Origin of the sequence: Pseudoalteromonas sp. HF66, from assembly GCF_011806445.1 — a bacterium.
In the GTDB taxonomy this organism is placed as follows: Bacteria; Pseudomonadota; Gammaproteobacteria; order Enterobacterales; family Alteromonadaceae; genus Pseudoalteromonas; species Pseudoalteromonas apostichopi.
Map to the genome: position 1 here is coordinate 1 of NZ_JAATOU010000016.1, position 19,000 is coordinate 19,000.

The window sequence follows — 19,000 nt, forward strand, 5'->3', positions numbered from 1 at the left end:
GTAGGACATTGCCAGGCTCCAAATTAAAGAAAGCCCGATTCGAAAGAGTCGGGCTTTTTTGCGTCTGGAGCTGTCAGCTTTCAGCCGTCAGACGTCAGCTGAAATATGGGGTTGTATAGTGCTGAGACTCCCTCAGCAACAAAACCTTGTAGGAGGCACGTCAGTGCCGAATTCAGATCATAACCAACACATTCATGGCTAAAGTCATTGCTACAACTACACTCTTCCTAGAGCCTAGAGCCTAGAGCCTAGAGCCTCTGGCAGAGGGAGACTCAGCACCAAACACCTCCACAAAGCGGCTGAAAGCTGATAGCTCTGTGTTGGGTTTCGCTGCGATCTACCCAACGTACCAACCAAATTTACCCTTTGTTGCAATTTTAATCTTGGTTTAGTACCTGAGCTATGTAAAACTATTTGCGTTTTTAAACCACAATCAGGTGACATGAATGTCTCAAATAAAAGCTTGGAAACTTATTAGCCTGTTTTGTTTGGTAAGCTTGCTTATGGGCTGTGAGTCGAAAGAAGAGCAGCTGAAACAAACAATACAACAATCCATAGAAAAAGCTGAGGTTGAATTAAATCAGCTTGGTACAGCGCTTGATAATGGCTCTTTGCGCAATGCGACGATACTTAAACAATACGGACAGGTGCTTGCTGAGCAGCAGCCGCAACTTTCTGAGATCGCACGAGTAATTAGTCTTGATGCGACCCGTGACGGGGCTATTTATACAGGTCTTACACAACGCTTAGCAGATGTTAAGTCTACTTATCTAATACCACCTTATGAAGATACCCTTCATCAACTTGATCTCATTCGTGATGCTGCTAAGCCATCTTTATTTCAAGATGCGCTTACTGATCCTATCAATATGCTTGCAGACATGTCGCAAGGGTCACTAGCAAGGGTTGGCGCTATTAGTGAAGCAGCTGAAGGTGAAAGCGTTGGTAACCAATTGGTCGGTAACCCTAACTATGGGCAGTGGCAAACTAATAGCAACGGTACAAGCTTTTGGGTTTGGTATGGGATGTATCGTATGTTGGGCGATGTATTCGACCGAGTTGAATATGGTCGCTGGAGCAGAAACAGAAAGTACAGCTATTACAATGACTATGGCCGTTATCGTTATTCGAGCCCAAAACAGATTAAAGCACAACAAACGGTAGAGACGCGTACTCGTCAGTCTTATCAACGCCAGGGTAAACAATTCACTAGTCCGTATGCCACTAAACGCAGTGGTGCATCTGGATTAAGCCGAAGCAGCTATACACCACCACGCACCCGTAGTAGCTATGCTTCTAGCAGTAGTTACAGTAAAAGCTCTGGGTCATTACGAAACAGCTCGAGCAGAACATCACGTGGCATTAGCCGCGGTAAGTAGTGAAAAGAATAACCACCGGAGTTACAACATATGTATGAATTTAATGGAATAACAACTTGGTCGTTGCAAGCTTTAGCAATCGACTTTGCAATCATTATCGCTTTATTTGTCAGCCTAAAATTTATCAAAGGCTGGGTATCTAATTTACATGCTAATGATGAAATAACTGAGCGCGATAATTTTGCTTTTGGTATTAGTTTTGCGGCCGGACTTGTGGCACTTGCCATTGTTCTTAGTGGTGTAAGCAGCGGCGCATTTGCACCTACCCTACAACAAGAAGCATTACAAATGCTAGGTTATGGTGTGATGGCAATTGTGCTTATTAAGCTTGGTCATTTCTTCCAAGACAAGGTAGCGCTTCGTAAAGTGAGTCTGCATGACGAAATCGTAAAAGGCAACGCAACTGCTGCATTGATTGATTTTGGTCATGTAGTGAGTGTAGCTATTGTTATTCGCTCAGCTTTATTTTGGGTGGCGACCGAAGGCTGGCATGGTATTCCAATCGTGATCGCGGCCTTTGCAATTGGCAGCATTGCGATGCTATTGATCAGCCAATATCGAGTGCAGTTATTCAAGCGTACTAATCGCAGTGGTGACTGCTTGCAACAAGCGGTTATCGACGGCAACTTAGCCGTGGGTATTCGTTACGCTGGCTTTTTAGTGGGTAGTGCATTGGCATTAACTGCTGCATCAGGTATCGCTCCTTATGCGGCTGACAACATTGCTGCTAGTTTAGGTTACTGGGCATTAAGTGCAGCGGTAAGTTTAGTTGCCTTCATTTTATTACACTTAGTGACTATCAAAATCATCTTATCAGGCTGTGATATTTCAGATGAAGTAAACCGCCAGAAAAACGTAGGTGTAGCAGCTATCTCTGCAGCGGTTTCATTTGCGATAGGTTCGACTATGGCAACCTTGTTAGGTGCCTAATTAAGTGTCTACTACAACAAGCGCCCCAAGTAGGGCCAATCTACTTGGGCATGACTTCCTATTAATAACTGTTATGGCCGTACTCGCTGGGTGCGGCCTTATTTATGAATATCTGCTATCTCATTATGCAGGTCGGGTTCTAGGCTCGGTCGAGAGCGCCATTTATGCCATGATTGGTACCATGATTGTCGCTATGGGTATCGGTGCTTTTTTAGCGCGTTGGTTTAAAGATGCATTTACTGCTTTTGCTTGGCTTGAGAGTATTATTGCTTTGGTCGGCATGGGCTGTATTTTAGCGATTGCTAGCGTTATCGCTGTGAGTTATTCATTGCCGCATATCTTCTCTGAAATTTTTAACCTGCCTGCGGATACTGTCCTTAACGGCTATGTATTTGAAAAGCTACAGGAGTGGTCACGTTTCTTACCCTATGTGTTTGGCCTATTACTCGGGCTATTAATTGGTATGGAGATCCCTTTGATCGCGCGTATTCGCCAGCAGGTTTATGGTCGCTTTTTAGAAAATAATGCGGGTACTATTTACGGGGCTGATTATATTGGCGCCGGTGTCGGTGCTGCGATTTGGGTAAGCATTATGCTTGCAATGCCAATTATGCAAGCGGCAGCTTGGACGGCGTTGTTTAATATTATTGCTGGTCTGGTGTTTTTATGGCGCTATCATCAACATGTTCGCTTCGCTAAGTTATTGTTGGTTTGCCATGTACTGTTGTTGATGTTTTTTGCATTTGTGCTCGTGCTTGGCACCAGCTGGATGAAAAACCTCAGCAATGTTTTATACAAAGATAAAGTCATATACTCGCAAGCAACCAAGTATCAGCACTTAGTGTTAACCGAGCGTTTAAGTCGCAATCAGCCGAATGCAATTACTGATCTTTACCTCAATGGCCGTCTACAGTTCTCAAGTGTGGATGAGCAAATTTATCATTCAATGCTTGTGTATCCTGCTATGTTGGCTTCAAATCGTCATGACCGAGTGTTGATCATCGGGGGTGGTGACGGGCTTGCATTGCGCGATGTTTTGAAGTGGCCAGTAAAGCATGTCACCTTGGTTGATTTAGATGGTCAGTTGTTAAACTTATTTGGCAATGAGGTCGGTGAATATGACGCGCCAGAGGAAATAAGAACACGGTTAACAGCGCTAAATAAGCATTCTATGAGTGATCCTCGCGCTGATATTCGCATTGCAGATGCCTTTTTAGAAGTTGAAGCTATGTTGGCAAAAGGCATGCGCTTTGACACTATTTTGATTGACCTACCAGACCCTAACCATCCTGACCTTAATAAGATGTACAGTGACTATTTTTATAATCATGTGCGTCAGTTGTTGGCGCCTGATGGGGCTGTGGCTGTGCAATCAACATCGCCTTATCATGCGAAAAAAGCGTTTTTAAGTATTGCTAAAACAATGAAAGCAGCTGGGTTTGGTTATGTTGAGCAATACCAACAAAATATTCCTTCGTTTGGTCAATGGGGTTGGACAATCGCGACCACGGCTGGCAAATCAGCAAGTCAGCGAATTCGTGAAACTAACGAATTACCAGTGCCATCTCGTTGGGTAAGTAAAGAATATTTATTGGCTTCTTTTGTGTTCCCGAATCATTTTTTTGAACAAGTAAACACGATAGAAGTCAATAGATTAGGTTCTGGAACCTTATATGATTATTACCGCCAAGCGTGGCAAGTTGAAACCGAATTGTACAAAAATTGATATTTTATAGTTGACATAATATGTCGGCTATGCAAATCTTAACTCAGACATAATATGTCAAAACGTAAAAAGGTGAGACATGGAATTAAATGAACTATCAATCAAACTGGCTTCTTTTGAAACAGAAGGTGTGAGCTTTGAGTCTTTCTTGATTGCCAACGAAGGTGAACAAGATGTGTTACAAGTTATCGTCGATGGGAATGATGAGTTACCTATCTTTGTTACTCAAACAGAAGAGCAATTACTGTGTATTAGCTACCTGTTTGCTGAAAACGAAGTACAAGCAGATATGCGTAATGAGTTAAACGAAACGTTACTACGTTTAAATGTGCCAATTCCATTAAGCGCATTTGCAAAAATTGATGATAAATACGCTATTTTTGGCGCGCTATCGGTTAATTCATCGTTTGATGATATTACCCATGAGTTGGTAACACTGGCGGACAATGCGATTGATGCACTTGAAGCCGTGACCATTTATTTAAACGATTAATTAGCAATTTCTGGAGTTAAGATTATGAGTATTTTAAAGAAACTATTTACAGCTGTACGTGGTGGCGCTCGTGAAGCAGGACAAGCAGTTGTTGATGCAAACGGTATCCGTATCTTTGAACAAGAAATTGCTGATGCACAAAATGCCTTACAACGCGCTAAGAAAAGCCTTACCGAAGTAATGGCAAAAGAGATGCAAACTAAGCGTAAAATTAGCGCGCTAGATGCATCAATTGCAGAACATGAAGCGTATGCAGGTCAAGCACTTGAAAAAGGTAACGAAGCGTTAGCATTAGAAATCGCAGAAAAAATCGGTGATTTCGAAGCTGAAAAAGCAGAGCACGAAGAAGTGTTAGCTGGCTTTAGTAACCACATTGTGCAACTAAAGCAGCAAGTTAAAGAAGCTGAAAAGTCGATTAAAGAAAACCAACGTCAATTAACGATGGTTAAAACGACTGAAAGTGTGCAGCAAGCAACAATGGCTGTTAACAGCACGCTAAATACTAATAGTTCATCAATGACATCAGCACGCGAGTCTCTAGAGCGTATTAAGCAGCGTCAGCAAGACCGCCAAGACCAGTTAGGTGCGGCTAAGCAATTAGAAGCTGATACTAACGGCGATGATTTAAAAGCGAAAATGGCTGAAGCGGGTATCGGCGATACCAACCCAAAAAGCGCAGATATTTTGGCGCGTATTAAAGCAAAACAAAATAGCTAATCAGTTAACGGAAAGACAAAAGGTAACCCACGCACTGGGTTACCTTTTTTGCTTCAACAAGGAGTCAGCCAATGTTTAACTTTTTTAAATCTAAAAAAGCACCAGAGCGTCAGCTTACTGATCCAAGCCAATTACTCGTTGGTGATATGCTAACTGTGATTGATTCGTTCGCTTATCCAAGCTGGTTAAAAGGACAGACACTGCGTGTTATTGATGTGCAAACGTATCAGTATCAACGTAGTGCAGAGTATGAGCTGGTACTCGAGAGTGAATCTGGCCAAGTGGTGTTTTTGCAAATTGAATCAGATGACGGTGAACAATGGGCAAACTTTGCGATCAAAATTCAGCGTGATGATGTTGATGAGATTTTTACCCTTGATGAGTTCGCTCGTATTTTTGATGAAGATGAGCTAACGGCAATTAATGTGCAGAATAGCCCTGAACGCTTTAGCCACTTTTTAGCATCAAGCTATAAACAAACAGAAGCCCCTTATGTGTGTTATTTCCATAATAAGGATTACCGTAATCAGCCTTTACCTCATTACGAAGACGAAGGCGGTGAACCGTGTGAAATGATTTGTTTAAGCTCTGATGATGAATCACATAGTTTAAATATTGAGATCTGGGAAGGCGGTGAAACAGAAGTATCACTCACGTTAACTAGACCAATTAGCGATATTGTTGATTTATTTCCTGGGGATGCCAAGTGAGTGATGCAAAAGCCAAGTGGCAGCGTCAGGAGCAGGCCGTAAGAGCCACGCAAATGGCGTTTGATTTAAGCAGTGAAGTGCAAAAATCAATAAAAAAACAAGCAATTGACCAAGAGCTTACCCCATCAGATATGATCCGTAAGATTTTGGAGCTCGACGTTAAATCGAAAAAAACCAGGCAGCGTTTATCGTTTAACTTAAATGATGAAGAGATTGCCTTATTGGCTGAGCGTTTTGGTGTTGCAGCCGATGATAAGCGTGCTGTAAAGCAGCGGGTTGCTGAATTACTCATTGAACATAGTAAAAAAAGCTAAGGTTTTGCCTTTACTTCTTTAAGCCCTTACACTGAGACTAGATGTTTGAAAGAAGTGGCATGACTGTGGATATTATTTTACTTGCGTATTTAGTTATTTTTGCATTATTTGGCACTGCAGCAAGTTACTTTGTTCGCTACATTTATGCTTACTGGGTGCATAATACAATGCATGTAAAATACATTTATAAGGCCGGGATTTGTATCATCAGCGTGGTGATAGTATCCGGCCTTATTGCATTACTTACTTAATCTCGATGGCTTGGCATTGCTGTGAGATACACAGCGATTGTACCGGTAAGACAGGTGAACAGTCGTTAACTGTTAATGCTTGACCAGATGACCTCTCAACTGCTGTAATTTGCTCAGCAAGTTGCTCTGCTTTTTCTTGTGCCGTGTTCAATGTTGAATAGACCACATAGCGGCTTGGGCCACCACATGCTCTTTCACCGACTTCTAACACCTTACATTGAAAACTAGCTGTACAACTATTATTACTAACGATATCGTTCAGCTGATCATTTAAATCACTCAAATCAACGCGCACAGAACTACCCGACGTTGTTGTTTCACAACCCGTTAAAGCAATACTTGCTAACATAGTTGTAGTGATGAAAAGTTTCTTTAAAGTCGATGAACGAACCATTATTGCTTATTCCTTAGTATACACTTGCCGCTGAGCCTTCGATTTTAACACAAGTATTAGCAGAACACTGCGCACCTGGTGCGGTTAGATGCTGACAAATACTCATCATGTCGTTCGCTGCGTTAAATTGTTTTTCAAGGGCAGTGATATCTTTTGCAAGTTTTTCAACTTCAGCCGTGTCAGCTGTTTTGGTTGAATAAACAATGAAGCTACTTGGGCCGCCACAGGCACGGCTACCAACAGGTAATACTTTACATTGGCTGCTGTTATCACAGCTTGGATCATCGATTAATTGTTTAAGCTGCTCATGGGCTGAGCTGATAGTGGCTTTATCTGGAGCTGCTTTAGTCACTTCTTCAGTATTTTCTATTTTTACGGCTTTTGGTGCCTCGACAAGTTTATCGCTTGTTGCCGTTGATTCGGCTTGCCCATCCGTTGCAGCGTCAGAGCACGCAGTTAATAACACAGGAAATAAAATTGCCAATAGAGGATAGCGCATAACATACCTAAAAATCGTTGAATAAGTACTCACTATCATACACATTGCTCAAAGTGGAGCAATAAAAACGTTAGTTTTCAGAAAGTAGCTCTGTTATCACAGAGCTACAGGAGTACTAAAGGATTACAAACCGCCTTGGGTTAGTTTGGCTGGGTTGAGTAACTCACTCAATTCTTCACGTGAAATATCAGTATGTTCTGCAGCAACATCAATAATTGGACGGCCTTCTTGATAAGCTAATTTGGCAATTTTAGCTGCTTTGCTATAGCCAATCACCGGATTAAGTGCCGTAACCAGAATTGGGTTTTTGGCGAGTGCTTTATCAACATTGCTCTGGTTTACTTTAAAGCTGGTAATCGCTTTATCTGCAAGTGCCTCACTGCTATTAGCCAGCAGTTCGATACTTTGCAGAATGTTTAAGGCAATCACAGGTAGCATCACATTAAGTTCAAAATTACCAGCTTGACCAGCCACAGTAATAGTGGTGTCATTGCCAATAACTTGTGCGCTGACCATAGCTGCAGCTTCAGGGATTACTGGGTTTACTTTACCTGGCATAATTGATGAGCCTGGCTGCAAGGCTTGAAGCTCGATTTCACCAAGGCCTGCAAGGGGGCCTGAGTTCATCCAGCGCAGGTCATTGGCTATTTTCATCTGTGCTACGGCTAATACCTTAAGCTGACCCGAAAGCGCTACAATAGCATCTTGTGAACCTATGTTATAAAAGAAGTTTTTGCTCGGGCTAAAGCGAATACCTAAATTCTCACTTAAGTGCTGACAAAACTGACCGGCAAACGCTGGATCGGCATTGATACCAGTACCAACGGCTGTACCACCTTGTGCAAGTTCACAAACCCGCTCTAGTGCTTGGCGAATACCTGTCATGGCGTGATCGACTTGTAACTGCCATGCAGCTAATGTTTGCGCAAAACTTACTGGCATGGCATCCATTAAATGAGTGCGACCAGTTTTAACAATATGGCCGACTTCGGCTTGCTTGTTTTGCAAGCTTTGACTGAGTTTATCTAGTTTAGGAAATAGTTCATAAATGATGTTAATAGCGCTACTTACAGCAATTGCTGTGGGGATCACATCATTTGAGCTTTGTCCCATATTCACGTCATCATTGGGGTGAATAGTTTCGTTTGCCAGTTGGCTTGCCAGTGTCGCTATTACCTCATTGGCATTCATATTAGAGCTAGTGCCAGAGCCGGTTTGAAATACATCAACAGGAAACTCTGAAAAGTGTTTACCATCGATGATTTCTTGGCATGCTTGCTCAATTGCTTTCGCTTTGCCTTGGTTCAAGTGACCTAATGCGGCGTTACTTTGTGCGGCGGCTTGCTTAATATAGGCGAGGGCTGTGATAAATTGCTTAGGCATGGCTAAGCCACTAATTTTAAAATTGTTGATAGCACGTTGCGTTTGAGCTTGATACAAAGCGTCTGCTGGGACTTGTAGTTCGCCCATGCTATCTGATTCGGTTCTAAATTGGCTCATAAACACTCCTAAATCGGGTTAAATTCTTGGCTGAGAAGACATGCTTCTCGCTCCAAACTGAAATACTTTTCAATACAGTTATGAGTTTTGTAATAACGTTTTAGCGCAAGTTGCGGTTTATAAAGCTGAGCCAAACATTGTTTACGAATTGCATTATGTACTAATGAATCACACATCTTTTCAAGCAATTCATGAAAGGTGCGTCTTAGATACAGCTCTTGCAAAATAAAGTTGTGATGCTTTTCGTAATAGCGTGCAATGTTTAAACCCGCTTCAACATAGTTAGCAACAAGTGCAGGGGCATGTAGCCCTGGTCTTTGGCAAACACATTTCATTTGCCGCTGATATTGCAGCATAGCATTGTGAGAGTGCATAGAAAAACCGATTAGCTGTAATGATAATTGTTATCATTACAGCTAATCGGTTTTAGTGCAAGTCTTATCTAGTGAAGCTAAGACTGGATAGATTAACTGTGAGTGATTAATTGTAGCCGAGAATAAAAATCTGGTCTGTTTCATGTTTTTTCGGCGCCTGTACATTTTCTTTATTACATTGAGAAAGTAGTTCGATCACAGTTGCTCTAGCATCACAACTTGTTAAGGCGGCTTTTTCGCTTTCAGCGCGTTCGCTGGCAGCAAGTGCTGCATCTACAGCAGTGTAGGGTGAGATATACATAATATTACTCCTATTGATTAATTCACTTAAGAAATTGCATAAGCTGTACCAATATTAATTAATAATCGTAACCTGCTGAAAATAGTGGTTTTATATTTTTAAATAATAAATACATCGCGACTTTGCTATTTATTTTTGCTTTACTGTTGTGCACGAATTACCAAACATGGTGCATTAATTTATATGGATAAACCCTTCTCTCAAGCCTGTGAAAACAACAAATTACCTATTTTAAACGTATTAGAAGAGTTCTTTTCTGATGTGACGAATGTATTAGAGGTAGGCTCTGGTACGGGGCAACATAGTGTGCATTTTGCAACGCATTTAGCACATTTGCAGTGGCATTGTAGTGATCGCGAGATTAATCACCCTGGGATTTTAGAGTGGCATCAAGAAGCTGAACTATCTAACTTGCATGCGCCATTAACACTCGACCTCAATGATCCTTGGCCTGTTGAAACAGTGAATGCTATTTTTACTGCGAATACGATGCACATTATTAGCTGGCCGCTTGTGGAGAGCTTTTTCCAAGGTGTAGCAAAGCATTTAGCGGCTAAAGGTAAATTGTGTATTTATGGGCCATTTAAGTATCAAGGTAAGTATACCAGTGCCAGCAATGCTGAATTTGATGCTTTTTTAAAACAGCAAGATGAAAATAGTGCCATTCGTGATTTTGAAGCGATTTGCCAACTCGCTGAGCAAGCAGGCTTAACCTTTGTTGAAGATGTACAAATGCCTGCAAACAACCAATTATTGCTGTTTAAAAGGCAGTAAGCTTTCGCATTGGGCTTTATAGAGCGCCATATGTTGGCGTTCTCTAATTATAAAATCACTGATGGCAGCTGCAAAATCACCGTGCTGAATATGATGCAGTGAATAGGTATATACAGGTTTAAAACCTCGACTTATTTTATGCTCACCTTGCGCGCCAGAGTGGAACTGTTTTAGTTTGTTGGCAATGCAGTATTCAATGCCTTGGTAGTAGCAAAGCTCAAAGTGCAAACTATCGAGCTCATAGTTCGTTCCCCAGTAACGACCATATAAACAGTTCTGATCTTTAAAGCTGAGTGTGGCGGCAATCACCTCTCCTTGATATTTAGCGAACATTAGCACCAGTTTGCCGGCCATGCTTTGCTGTAATAACTCGAAAAAAGCGGTATTCAAATAACCATTGTGGCCTGAGCGCTTCAAATAGGTTTGGCGGTAAAAATGACTAAATTGCTGCATGTGCTGTTTGCTGATGTCAGCACCTTCGATCCATTCTACGGCTATCTGCTGTTCAGTTATTTTAGCGCGTTCTTTTTTGAGCGATTTACGCTTTCTTGCGGTGAGTGAAGCTAAAAAATCCTCGAAGCATTTATAGCCTTCATTAAACCACTGAAACTGCACGCCATGACGTTGCATTACGGTGTCGCTAGTTAATGCAGTCGCTTGCTGCTGGTGGCAAAAATTTATATGCCAACCTGACCAGTCTAACTGCGCTGCTGTTGCCGTGAGTATGTGCTGAATGTAAGCATAGACTTCAGTAGGATCAGCATAGTTAATACTAACTCTTTGCCCAGCAATAGGCGTGAATGGCACGCCGCAAAGCCATTTAGGGTAATACTCTAAGCCATGCTGTTGGTAGGCTTCAGCCCAAGCCCAGTCAAATACATATTCACCATAAGAATGATGTTTTAGATACCCGGGTAGTAAGGCTATGACCTGTTCTTGCTGGTAAATTGCTAAGTGCATGGGTTGCCAGCCCGACTCTTCACTCACACAGCCACTTTGTTCTAGAGCCGCTAAAAAAGCGTGATCAGTAAAGGGTGTATCATCAAAAAATGACTGCCAAAGAGCAGCATCAATCTCGCTTATTTGATTAAACCAGCGGTGGCTAAACTCACTCATTGTGCTGCCGATTCAATATCTTTAATGAAACTGCTGATATGCATAGCGAGCTTATCGAAATAAGGGTTAAATGTGAGTCGTGCAAAGGGTTTGTGTGCTTGTAAATTTTCGGCTGTGCGCTCACCCATCACGATGTCTTCTTGGTATTTGCAGGCTGTATAAAGCTTATCGTCATCTAAATAGCTGCCGCAATTTCGGTACAAAGCTTTACGGCCATAGTAAGGGTTGCTGGGTTTATTAACGATACCAATATGTGACATCCCTTTGATTTTTTTACAATCATCTGTATCGCAGTCATCACGGATTATGTGGTAATCAGCAGGAAAGCTGGCTGGGATGTTATTGTCGTCACCATAGTATACAAGGCGATCAAGCTGATTATTTTTGCGCGTTTTTGGGTCGTGCAGTTTAGCTAGTAATTTAAAGGTTGCTTGGTTATCTATCGTGGTGTCAACATCACTAAAGGTGCTAAATATTGCTACATTAGGCTGTTGACGATAACGAAGCTCATCAAGGCTGATACGGCTCATTGCTTCGTGGCTAGCTGAGGCTGCACTAAATGGAAACGACTCATACTTGGCAAAATCAAGATCCGCGTCTTTATCAATCCAATTTACAAATGGAATTGCATCGACCCATTTAGCCAGCCAACCGTTTTTATTGTGTGGCTCGCTCGCGGGTGAAAACAACATAGCAGCTGTAATTTTATTATCGACAGGGCCTTGAGTTAAGTAATCAATAACCAGTGCAGCACCGGTTGAATAACCCCCTAAAATCACCTGATCAAAGTCTTTTAATGTGCGTTCAATGGCATACACACTGGCCTTTTGCCAATCATCGGCATTTATGTCTCTAAGTGCTGCGGGAGCGGTACCATGCCCTGGTAGTAAAATTGTGCGTACCGTATACCCTTGTTGATAATACACTTGTGCAAGGTCGTGATAGGTAAAGGGTGAGTCGGTTAAACCATGGATTAAGAGTACGGCTTTACGGCTATCGGCCTGTTTAAGTTCGAATGGGCTTATTAAATCGGCAACAGTCGCGTTAGCTGGTCGAGCGCCTTGTGCAACAAGCTGCTGATAGGTGTCGGTATAAACAGGGCATGGCAAACTAGCACGCGGATTTTCGCTGCTAATTTGCAGGTACGCAGCGGTTAAATAGTCACTAAATGCTTGCTCGATATTATAGCTAAAGGTGCTATGGGTGCGTGGTAATGGCTCTCTAAACAGCCCTTCGCGTTTACTTTTCATCATTAGTGCTTGGTCTTCAAGCTGAGTAAGGCAGGTTTGTTGCTGTGCCATTAATGGGCTGCTAAATAGCCCACTGATGGCCCAAGAGATAGCAACTAAGTTGATGAATTTCATATTTTAAGCATCCTTTTAAAGCCTGTTTTTAGCTTATCGAGTTATCTTTGATTTGCAAGCAAGCTGCGTCAAGCTAGCGGTAAATGACGCTTAGTGAAAGCTTGTTTTAAGACCACCGTCGACTCGATGTTAGCAATACAATCAATACTACCTAGCTTATGTTTCACAAAGCTTTCATAACTTTCTAAATCAGCGGCAATAATCTTTAGAAGATAATCATAACTACCTGAGATAACAGAACACTCAAGTACATGATCAAGTTTCTCAACTTGTTGTTCAAATTGCTCAGCAGCGGCAACTGAGTTTTGGTTTAGGCGTACAAAGGCATACACAGACACATTTAAATCAACCGCTTTAGGATTGATGGCAGCATGGTAGCCACTGATCACATTCGCTGATTCGAGTTTTTTAATACGGCGCAGGCAAGGAGTATCTGACAGGCTGACAGAATGGGCTAGCTCCGAGACAGAAGTTCTTGCATTATCTTGTAAAGCATTAAGTAATTGTTGGTCTTTTTTATCTAATTTCATTTTTATTTGAGTGATTTTCACTAATCTAGATGGATTCTAGTCTATATTTTGGCGATTAGCACTCATTGAACTCTGTTAACATTATCGCAATAAAATTATTTTGGAGTGAGCCTGTGACTGAGAACACAAAGGCATTTGATAGCTGGCTTCGCACCCGTTTTGTTGAGATCAATAGCGAGCTAGAAAAACTATATTGGCAACAAGACGATAAAGCGAATGTAGAAGGTGTAGGTGAAGACCTTAAACGTCAATTAGAGCAAGAAGGTAATGAGCATATTCGTGCCTTACTTGCAGAAGGTAATACCGATGAAGGCTTTGACAACGCCTTCGATTTATTAGGTAATGTTGGTTTGTATATGGCGGCATGCCGTCGTCATGAGATTACAGAGCCTTCTCGTGAAACAACCTCCCCCCTTGTCGAAGCCTCAGCACTGGCAATGCATATTGGTGCATCTATTGGTGTAACTCCTCGTTTCGCAACTGCGCATTTAACCACGCACAATAAAGCTGTTGATGGCTTGTATAAGCGCTTTACTGACCTTGAAGATGAGAAAATCTTTGTTGATTACAATACCAAGGGTATTTTAGCGTATAAGCGTGCGGCGGATGCTTTATTAAAAATTCAACCATTGGGCATATCGCACCCTATAGCAGCAGATTTACTCGCAGTGGCAAAGCAAGCACTGCTAGATGTTATTGAGTCGAACAATGCGTTATACAACAAGCTTGATACAGACCGCTTCTTCTATTGTGTGCGCCCTTATTACAAGCCGTATCGAGTAGGAAAAGAGGTGTATCGTGGTGCTAATGCTGGTGATTTTGCGGGCATAAATGTCATTGATTTATTACTTGGTCTTTGTTTTGCAAATGAACCTAGCTACTCGCAAATGCTGGTGGATAAATTCTTGTATATGATGCCTGAAGATCAGCAAATTTTGCGTGAAAGCATGCGTATGACAAGTATTATGGATGATTTTTTAGCTGCAGAAGCTGAGCGCGATAGCGAATGGCTACAAACTAATTTAAAGCTGTTTATTCAAGTGTGCAAACTGCATGGTGATACTGCGATTGGGCATCATAATCAATTGGTTAGTAAATACATTGCACAACCTTCACAGAAAATGCAGCAACAGCATATGGATAAAGTCACAGCCAGTGGGCCTCCTTTACACATGTTACTTAACTCACTAGAGCAGTTACGAGATCGTCGTGCGGCAGCAAAACGTGATGATATTCGCACCCGTTTTGATGATTTAACTAAATTAAAACAGTGGATTAAGTAATGAACAAAGACGATTTTGTAATTCCACAAGGCGGCTATTTGCTTAACCACTCTGTTGGGCGACCTTTAAAATCAGCTGAGCAGCACTTCCATCAGCAGTTTTTTGCAGCTTGGCAAAATGAAAATAAAGAACCATGGCAACAGTGGCTGCAAGGTGTCGAGGCATTTACAAGCAGTCTCGCTAAGTTATTTAACTCGCAAAAGGAGTTGTTTTGCCCGCAAGTTAATTTATCGAGTGGCTTAACCAAGCTTTTGATGTCACACCCGCGACTTCAGCAAGAAAACTGCAAAGTGTTGATGGCAGAAAGTGATTTTCCAAGTATGGGCTTTGCAATGCAAAAAGCTTTACCTGAAAGTGCAGAAATCGTGTTTATTGGAAAACATGAAGATTTAACCGATGCTCACGTTTGGCAGTCATATTTAGCGAATAATGAAATTGATTTAGTCTTCATTAGCCATGTTTATTCAAACACAGGCCAGCAAGCACCTATCCGTGAAATTATAAATATAGCAAAGCAACACAACACATTGACTTTGCTTGATGTTGCACAGTCTGCGGGGATTCTAGAGGTTGACTTAACTAAGCTTGATGCCGATTTTATGCTGGGCTCAAGCGTGAAATGGTTATGTGGTGGACCTGGTGCTGCTTATTTATGGGTTAACAGCAACCAACTTTCATTTTGTCGGCCACAAGATGTTGGCTGGTTTTCTCATCAAAACCCATTTGAATTTGATATTAAGCACTTTGCTTATCATCAAACCGCGTTGCGCTTTTGGGGGGGAACACCTTCAGTTGCACCTTATATTTTGGCTTCGCATAGTATTAATTACTTTGCAGAGCTGGGTATTGCGAAAGTACGAGCGCATAACTTAGCAATGCTCGCACAGTTTCATGAGCAATTAGCTGATTATATGCGCTCACCAAAGCAAGCTGATAAATGCTCTGGAACTGCCATTATGCATTTTGGTGAGCAACAAGCGGCTGTTAAAGCAGCGCTTGAGGCTGCGAATATTGCTGTTGATGAGCGTCACTTAGGTTTAAGAGTCTCTGCTCATATTTATAATGATCAGCAGGATATAAACACTTTTATTACGACTGTGAAAAGCGTTTTAGATTAAGTGCTTGCCGGGCTTTTGCTTTTACTGAACGCCAATGGGTCATTGGTTTTTCGGGGACCAGCGCCAAAATTTGCTCAAAGTCGATGTCATCAATACTGACTTCATTACTGTGGGCAAACATAATTCGTTTTGGTTGCAGCGCTTTTAGCATCAGCAAAGAGTTCAAATACAGCTTAGGATAAAAAACAGGAAAGGGCGGCACTAGCTGTCCTTTTACTTTTACTAGTAAATCAGCAATGTAAATTCGCTCACTGGGGATATGGTATAGACTAATATCTCGGTCGGTATGACCTGGGCTATGTAGCGCCTGCCAATCCTCAAAGCCGGGTAGGGTTTCATCTGCTGTAAGGTAGTAATCAGCATCGAGGTGACGACTATACCAAAGGTTATGACGCTTTTTATTTAATCTTCCAGCGACCCACCAAGCCAAAGCGATATCGGTTAAGTGCATTAAGAAACCATCAATGCCTCGATACCATTGTCCAGGGGCATTTGATGTGGCAATTTTGGCGCCGCTTAACTTTCTTAATGCATGAGCCCCACCTGCATGATCTGGATGCATATGGGTTACTACAATCAGTTTTAAGTTTGTGATAGGGCGCTTTAGTTGCTCGGTGATATAGTCAAACACGGTATTAACATCCGCGCGGCAACAACCATCAAGTAGCATCAATTTATCTGAATATTCAATCAAATAGATATTTTGAATATAGCCTTCGAGCGTGTGAATTTGCAAAACAATTGATTCCTAAACTTAGTCAGCAAAACTGTTATATCATGTCTGACCAGTTTTAGTAAGTTAAGCTAATTGGACTGTGTGCTCTGTTCTTTGAGTAATTTTTTGTGTTCTTCTAGTTGTGCTACTTGCTTTTCGAGGATAGCTATTTGGCTTTTATAGTAGGTGTTAATACGTTTGCTTTGTTTACTTATAGCGTCATCAATAGACTTTGCACCTAACCTGTTCGCAGCATCTTGGGTCATATTATTAAGTCTGTTAATACGCTCATTTTGCTGTTTTTGCAGCTCTTTGATTTCTAACTGAAGGCGGTCTATTTCGCGATCCGCTTTTTGAATTTTTAAGTAATCCTCGACACTTAAGTCGGTTGGTTTTTGTTGTTTCTGTTCTTGCTCTGTGGCTGGAGTGAGATTACTTACTGGTGATGGTGTAATTTTTACGATTTCTGCATCCTTACCACAAGGCTTCTCTGTAAAGGTGGCAACCCCGTCAATCATGCACTTATAAATAGTGGCTTGGCTGTAGGTGCTGGCAAATAGAGCAAGAGTAAACAGAGCAAAACGAAACATAGCATCACTTTGTGTAGCAAATAGATACTTAGCATGCATGAAATATAATGAGGTGTGCAAGTTTTTTGGGCATAAAAAAACCGCTTAAAAGCGGTTTTTAACAATAAAATGGTGGAGAAGGAGGGATTCGAACCCTCGATAGAGCTACAAACCCTATACTCCCTTAGCAGGGGAGCGCCTTCGGCCACTCGGCCACCTCTCCAGCGCATAATTCTGATTGTAATTTGCTGAAATAAATCAGCAAATAAAAATAAGTGGTGGAGAGATAGGGATTTGAACCCTAGAGGGGCTACAAACCCCTGCCGGTTTTCAAGACCGGTGCATTCGACCACTCTGCCATCTCTCCACGTCGTGATGCGAGAATAATACTTAGCTGAATCGGCTGTGTAAATAGGAAAAAGTTTGTTTGCTTGTTTTTTGAGCGTAAAGAGGGCGTTTTTTTGTAAAAAGGTTTAATTTTTTGCTGTTTTTCACTGAAAAGAAGGGGATGGGGCAGTAAACGGAGGAGCTAAAGAAGGATCTTCGTTAGTGGTTGGGTGTTTACTGCACCTAAAAAGTAACCATGGTTGGGGATTACTTATGTTGTACTGCGCCGCCAAGTGCTAACTTTTTGCCGTAGCGATTAAGTTTTGCCAACATTTTAGCTTTGCGGTTTGTTGGTTTTACGGCAACATGAGTTGCAGCGTTTTGGTTTAATGTATTAATTGGGTTCATTACTTTGCTCCGGGTTGTGTTTGGTTGAAAACGTGGGTATTTTGCAATCAAACTGGACAAAAATAAAACGATAAAAATTGAGTCTGCCAGATAACTTTTTCTAATCCGAAAGTGTTTTATTAACATAGGGTTAAGCTTTTGTACTTACTCTTGTTTGCATGGTTATGCAGTTGTGTTTGTAGTGAAGTGCAGGTAAATAAAGGTTTTTAACTTTTTGTATTTTTATTTATGCGTTTTTAAAGTGAGAAAGTGACTAATTATTCAGATTAATATAATTTGAGTGAGCTTGGGTTTTCGCCACGTAAGAAAAGAAGTAACCGTTGATGTTGATAATAATAAAGCCAAGTGACAAAAAAAATCATAAAAACAGTGTTGATTGGCTACTAAACGAATGTAAAAAAAGAGAGATAGAACCAGAGTTATATTTAACTACAGGCAACTTTGAGAATGATTGCGCTGAAATTGCTCTTTTAGCTAAGAGCCAAACTCAAGTTGTGGTGATTGGTGGTGATGGGACTTTGCATTTAGCTGTTAATGCATTAATGACGAGTAGCTGTTCTATTGCGCTAATTCCGGCTGGCACGGGAAATGATTTTGCTCGTGGCTTTGCTTGTCAGCAACAGGCTTGGTATGAGGCTATTTTCAATAGCCGTACTAAGTTAATTGATATTGGCCAAATCAATCAGCGCTATTTTGTTAATGTTGCGGGTATTGGTTTTGACGCTGAAGTGGTCGTCGAATTAAACAAAGCTGGTCATTTTAGCTCGTTTGGTTATACATGGCAGGGCATTAAACAGCTATTTTCATTTCAGGCTCAGCCTCTTCAGGGAAAGTTTAATGGTAAACCTCTCACTTATAGTAATTTAGCGACGATTTTTGCCAATCATCACTACTTTGGAGGTGGTTTGAAAATTGCCCCTCAGGCAAAGTTAAACGATGGTCAACTGGACTGTTACTGCATGCCAGCTGGCGGCTTGTTGAAAAACCTGATCAGCTTTTTATATTTACTGCTAGTGAAGCACCACCGCTTGCAAGCACTGGAATATACCCGTTTAACAAGTGCTGAAGTAACCACGAAAGGGTTGGTTATTGAAGCCGATGGTGAGTTTGTGGGTTTTACACCTGCTAAAGTTAAGGTACACAAACAAGCGTTACGTTTTCATGTACCATAAAAAAGCGCCGGCAATATTTGCCAGCGCTTGGTGTTA

General features: G+C 41.6%; 23 protein-coding genes and 2 tRNA genes. 12 read left to right on the forward strand and 13 right to left on the reverse strand.

Annotated elements, in window-relative coordinates:
- Positions 1-446 precede the first annotated feature (446 nt).
- The 8 genes from HCZ11_RS14865 to HCZ11_RS14900 all read left to right on the forward strand — a co-directional run bounded on the left by HCZ11_RS14865 (position 447) and on the right by HCZ11_RS14900 (position 6,520).
- Complete coding sequence (locus HCZ11_RS14865; protein WP_130050098.1) at positions 447-1,379, forward strand: CHAD domain-containing protein; 933 nt, start codon at positions 447-449, stop codon at positions 1,377-1,379.
- Positions 1,380-1,409: 30 nt separating this feature from the next.
- A complete protein-coding gene (locus tag HCZ11_RS14870; protein WP_130050097.1) occupies positions 1,410-2,309 on the forward strand; it encodes a DUF350 domain-containing protein in 900 nt (299 codons plus the stop codon).
- A 4-nt stretch (positions 2,310-2,313) separates the two neighbouring features.
- A complete protein-coding gene (locus HCZ11_RS14875) occupies positions 2,314-4,035 on the forward strand; it encodes a polyamine aminopropyltransferase (protein WP_167658780.1) in 1,722 nt (573 codons plus the stop codon).
- 79 nt (positions 4,036-4,114) lie between these two features.
- The gene (locus tag HCZ11_RS14880; RefSeq protein ID WP_054563728.1) at positions 4,115-4,528 is read left to right on the forward strand and encodes a YjfI family protein; all 414 of its coding nucleotides are present in this window, start codon (positions 4,115-4,117) and stop codon (positions 4,526-4,528) included.
- Between the two features lie 24 nt (positions 4,529-4,552).
- On the forward strand, positions 4,553-5,245 hold the full coding sequence (locus HCZ11_RS14885; RefSeq protein WP_130050095.1) for a PspA/IM30 family protein: 693 nt from the start codon (positions 4,553-4,555) through the stop codon (positions 5,243-5,245).
- A 71-nt stretch (positions 5,246-5,316) separates the two neighbouring features.
- Positions 5,317-5,955, forward strand: a complete 639-nt coding sequence (locus HCZ11_RS14890; protein ID WP_167658781.1) for a DUF4178 domain-containing protein — start codon at positions 5,317-5,319, stop codon at positions 5,953-5,955.
- A complete protein-coding gene (locus tag HCZ11_RS14895; protein ID WP_054554605.1) occupies positions 5,952-6,269 on the forward strand; it encodes a hypothetical protein in 318 nt (105 codons plus the stop codon). Before HCZ11_RS14890 ends, HCZ11_RS14895 begins: the two co-directional genes overlap by 4 nt.
- A 65-nt stretch (positions 6,270-6,334) precedes the next feature.
- A complete protein-coding gene (locus HCZ11_RS14900; protein WP_130052220.1) occupies positions 6,335-6,520 on the forward strand; it encodes a hypothetical protein in 186 nt (61 codons plus the stop codon).
- Here the strand turns inward: HCZ11_RS14900 and HCZ11_RS14905 are convergent.
- The 5 genes from HCZ11_RS14905 to HCZ11_RS14925 all read right to left on the reverse strand — a co-directional run bounded on the left by HCZ11_RS14905 (position 6,513) and on the right by HCZ11_RS14925 (position 9,588).
- Positions 6,513-6,914, reverse strand: a complete 402-nt coding sequence (locus HCZ11_RS14905) for a hypothetical protein (RefSeq protein WP_130050093.1) — start codon at positions 6,912-6,914, stop codon at positions 6,513-6,515. The genes HCZ11_RS14900 and HCZ11_RS14905 overlap by 8 nt on opposite strands.
- 13 nt (positions 6,915-6,927) lie before the next feature.
- Entirely contained in the window at positions 6,928-7,413 is a 486-nt protein-coding gene (locus HCZ11_RS14910) for a hypothetical protein (RefSeq protein WP_167658782.1), read from the reverse strand.
- A 123-nt stretch (positions 7,414-7,536) separates the two neighbouring features.
- Positions 7,537-8,913, reverse strand: coding sequence for an aspartate ammonia-lyase (locus HCZ11_RS14915; protein ID WP_167658783.1), 1,377 nt, complete (start codon positions 8,911-8,913; stop codon positions 7,537-7,539).
- Between the two features lie 8 nt (positions 8,914-8,921).
- Positions 8,922-9,287: a hypothetical protein gene (locus HCZ11_RS14920; RefSeq protein ID WP_167658784.1), complete on the reverse strand. Its 366-nt coding sequence runs from the start codon at positions 9,285-9,287 to the stop codon at positions 8,922-8,924.
- Between the two features lie 106 nt (positions 9,288-9,393).
- Entirely contained in the window at positions 9,394-9,588 is a 195-nt protein-coding gene (locus HCZ11_RS14925; protein ID WP_130050090.1) for a hypothetical protein, read from the reverse strand.
- 183 nt (positions 9,589-9,771) lie between these two features.
- Here HCZ11_RS14925 and HCZ11_RS14930 point away from each other — a divergent pair, with 183 nt between their 5' ends.
- Positions 9,772-10,362 carry a DUF938 domain-containing protein gene (locus HCZ11_RS14930; protein ID WP_167658785.1) on the forward strand — a complete coding sequence of 197 codons (591 nt, stop codon included), beginning with the start codon at positions 9,772-9,774 and terminating at the stop codon, positions 10,360-10,362.
- Here HCZ11_RS14930 and HCZ11_RS14935 read toward each other — a convergent pair.
- The 3 genes from HCZ11_RS14935 to HCZ11_RS14945 form a co-directional block, all read right to left on the reverse strand.
- A complete protein-coding gene (locus tag HCZ11_RS14935; RefSeq protein ID WP_167658786.1) occupies positions 10,339-11,478 on the reverse strand; it encodes a GNAT family N-acetyltransferase in 1,140 nt (379 codons plus the stop codon). The genes HCZ11_RS14930 and HCZ11_RS14935 overlap by 24 nt on opposite strands.
- Positions 11,475-12,842, reverse strand: a complete 1,368-nt coding sequence (locus HCZ11_RS14940; RefSeq protein ID WP_167658787.1) for a carboxylesterase — start codon at positions 12,840-12,842, stop codon at positions 11,475-11,477. The genes HCZ11_RS14935 and HCZ11_RS14940 overlap by 4 nt, the downstream gene beginning before the upstream one ends.
- A 68-nt stretch (positions 12,843-12,910) precedes the next feature.
- On the reverse strand, positions 12,911-13,372 hold the full coding sequence (locus HCZ11_RS14945) for an Lrp/AsnC family transcriptional regulator (RefSeq protein WP_130050086.1): 462 nt from the start codon (positions 13,370-13,372) through the stop codon (positions 12,911-12,913).
- 113 nt (positions 13,373-13,485) lie between these two features.
- On the opposite strand from HCZ11_RS14945, the gene HCZ11_RS14950 reads away from it, so the two are divergent.
- On the forward strand, positions 13,486-14,655 hold the full coding sequence (locus HCZ11_RS14950) for a monodechloroaminopyrrolnitrin synthase PrnB family protein (protein ID WP_167658788.1): 1,170 nt from the start codon (positions 13,486-13,488) through the stop codon (positions 14,653-14,655).
- Positions 14,655-15,773, forward strand: a complete 1,119-nt coding sequence (locus tag HCZ11_RS14955) for an aminotransferase class V-fold PLP-dependent enzyme (protein ID WP_167658789.1) — start codon at positions 14,655-14,657, stop codon at positions 15,771-15,773. The genes HCZ11_RS14950 and HCZ11_RS14955 overlap by 1 nt, the downstream gene beginning before the upstream one ends.
- On the opposite strand, the gene HCZ11_RS14960 is transcribed toward HCZ11_RS14955, so the two are convergent.
- From HCZ11_RS14960 to HCZ11_RS14980, 5 genes are all read right to left on the reverse strand, one after another.
- Positions 15,745-16,509 (reverse strand): MBL fold metallo-hydrolase, encoded by a 765-nt coding sequence (locus tag HCZ11_RS14960; protein WP_167658790.1) that lies wholly within the window; start codon positions 16,507-16,509, stop codon positions 15,745-15,747. The two genes, HCZ11_RS14955 and HCZ11_RS14960, sit on opposite strands and share 29 nt — an antisense overlap.
- A 68-nt stretch (positions 16,510-16,577) precedes the next feature.
- Complete coding sequence (locus HCZ11_RS14965; protein ID WP_167658791.1) at positions 16,578-17,078, reverse strand: DUF4124 domain-containing protein; 501 nt, start codon at positions 17,076-17,078, stop codon at positions 16,578-16,580.
- A 109-nt stretch (positions 17,079-17,187) separates the two neighbouring features.
- A tRNA-Ser gene (locus tag HCZ11_RS14970) sits at positions 17,188-17,280 on the reverse strand.
- Between the two features lie 53 nt (positions 17,281-17,333).
- A tRNA-Ser gene (locus HCZ11_RS14975) sits at positions 17,334-17,424 on the reverse strand.
- Positions 17,425-17,651: 227 nt separating this feature from the next.
- On the reverse strand, positions 17,652-17,792 hold the full coding sequence (locus HCZ11_RS14980; RefSeq protein WP_166341396.1) for a hypothetical protein: 141 nt from the start codon (positions 17,790-17,792) through the stop codon (positions 17,652-17,654).
- 323 nt (positions 17,793-18,115) lie between these two features.
- On the opposite strand from HCZ11_RS14980, the gene HCZ11_RS14985 reads away from it, so the two are divergent.
- The gene (locus HCZ11_RS14985; RefSeq protein ID WP_167658792.1) at positions 18,116-18,964 is read left to right on the forward strand and encodes a diacylglycerol kinase family protein; all 849 of its coding nucleotides are present in this window, start codon (positions 18,116-18,118) and stop codon (positions 18,962-18,964) included.
- The last annotated feature ends 36 nt before the right edge of the window (positions 18,965-19,000 follow it).

Bases quoted from the DNA above. Each gene is read 5' to 3' on its own strand.
- HCZ11_RS14915 (WP_167658783.1), bottom strand. From the start codon at position 8,913: ATGAGCCAATTTAGAACCGAATCAGATAGCATGGGCGAACTACAAGTC.
- HCZ11_RS14985 (WP_167658792.1), top strand. From the start codon at position 18,116: ATGTTGATAATAATAAAGCCAAGTGACAAAAAAAATCATAAAAACAGT.
- HCZ11_RS14870 (WP_130050097.1), top strand. From the start codon at position 1,410: ATGTATGAATTTAATGGAATAACAACTTGGTCGTTGCAAGCTTTAGCA.
- HCZ11_RS14930 (WP_167658785.1), top strand. From the start codon at position 9,772: ATGGATAAACCCTTCTCTCAAGCCTGTGAAAACAACAAATTACCTATT.
- HCZ11_RS14945 (WP_130050086.1), bottom strand. From the start codon at position 13,372: ATGAAATTAGATAAAAAAGACCAACAATTACTTAATGCTTTACAAGAT.
- HCZ11_RS14890 (WP_167658781.1), top strand. From the start codon at position 5,317: ATGTTTAACTTTTTTAAATCTAAAAAAGCACCAGAGCGTCAGCTTACT.
- HCZ11_RS14885 (WP_130050095.1), top strand. From the start codon at position 4,553: ATGAGTATTTTAAAGAAACTATTTACAGCTGTACGTGGTGGCGCTCGT.
- HCZ11_RS14905 (WP_130050093.1), bottom strand. From the start codon at position 6,914: ATGGTTCGTTCATCGACTTTAAAGAAACTTTTCATCACTACAACTATG.
- HCZ11_RS14920 (WP_167658784.1), bottom strand. From the start codon at position 9,287: ATGCACTCTCACAATGCTATGCTGCAATATCAGCGGCAAATGAAATGT.
- HCZ11_RS14980 (WP_166341396.1), bottom strand. From the start codon at position 17,792: ATGAACCCAATTAATACATTAAACCAAAACGCTGCAACTCATGTTGCC.
- HCZ11_RS14910 (WP_167658782.1), bottom strand. From the start codon at position 7,413: ATGCGCTATCCTCTATTGGCAATTTTATTTCCTGTGTTATTAACTGCG.
- HCZ11_RS14940 (WP_167658787.1), bottom strand. From the start codon at position 12,842: ATGAAATTCATCAACTTAGTTGCTATCTCTTGGGCCATCAGTGGGCTA.
- HCZ11_RS14880 (WP_054563728.1), top strand. From the start codon at position 4,115: ATGGAATTAAATGAACTATCAATCAAACTGGCTTCTTTTGAAACAGAA.
- HCZ11_RS14955 (WP_167658789.1), top strand. From the start codon at position 14,655: ATGAACAAAGACGATTTTGTAATTCCACAAGGCGGCTATTTGCTTAAC.
- HCZ11_RS14925 (WP_130050090.1), bottom strand. From the start codon at position 9,588: ATGTATATCTCACCCTACACTGCTGTAGATGCAGCACTTGCTGCCAGC.
- HCZ11_RS14865 (WP_130050098.1), top strand. From the start codon at position 447: ATGTCTCAAATAAAAGCTTGGAAACTTATTAGCCTGTTTTGTTTGGTA.
- HCZ11_RS14965 (WP_167658791.1), bottom strand. From the start codon at position 17,078: ATGTTTCGTTTTGCTCTGTTTACTCTTGCTCTATTTGCCAGCACCTAC.
- HCZ11_RS14935 (WP_167658786.1), bottom strand. From the start codon at position 11,478: ATGAGTGAGTTTAGCCACCGCTGGTTTAATCAAATAAGCGAGATTGAT.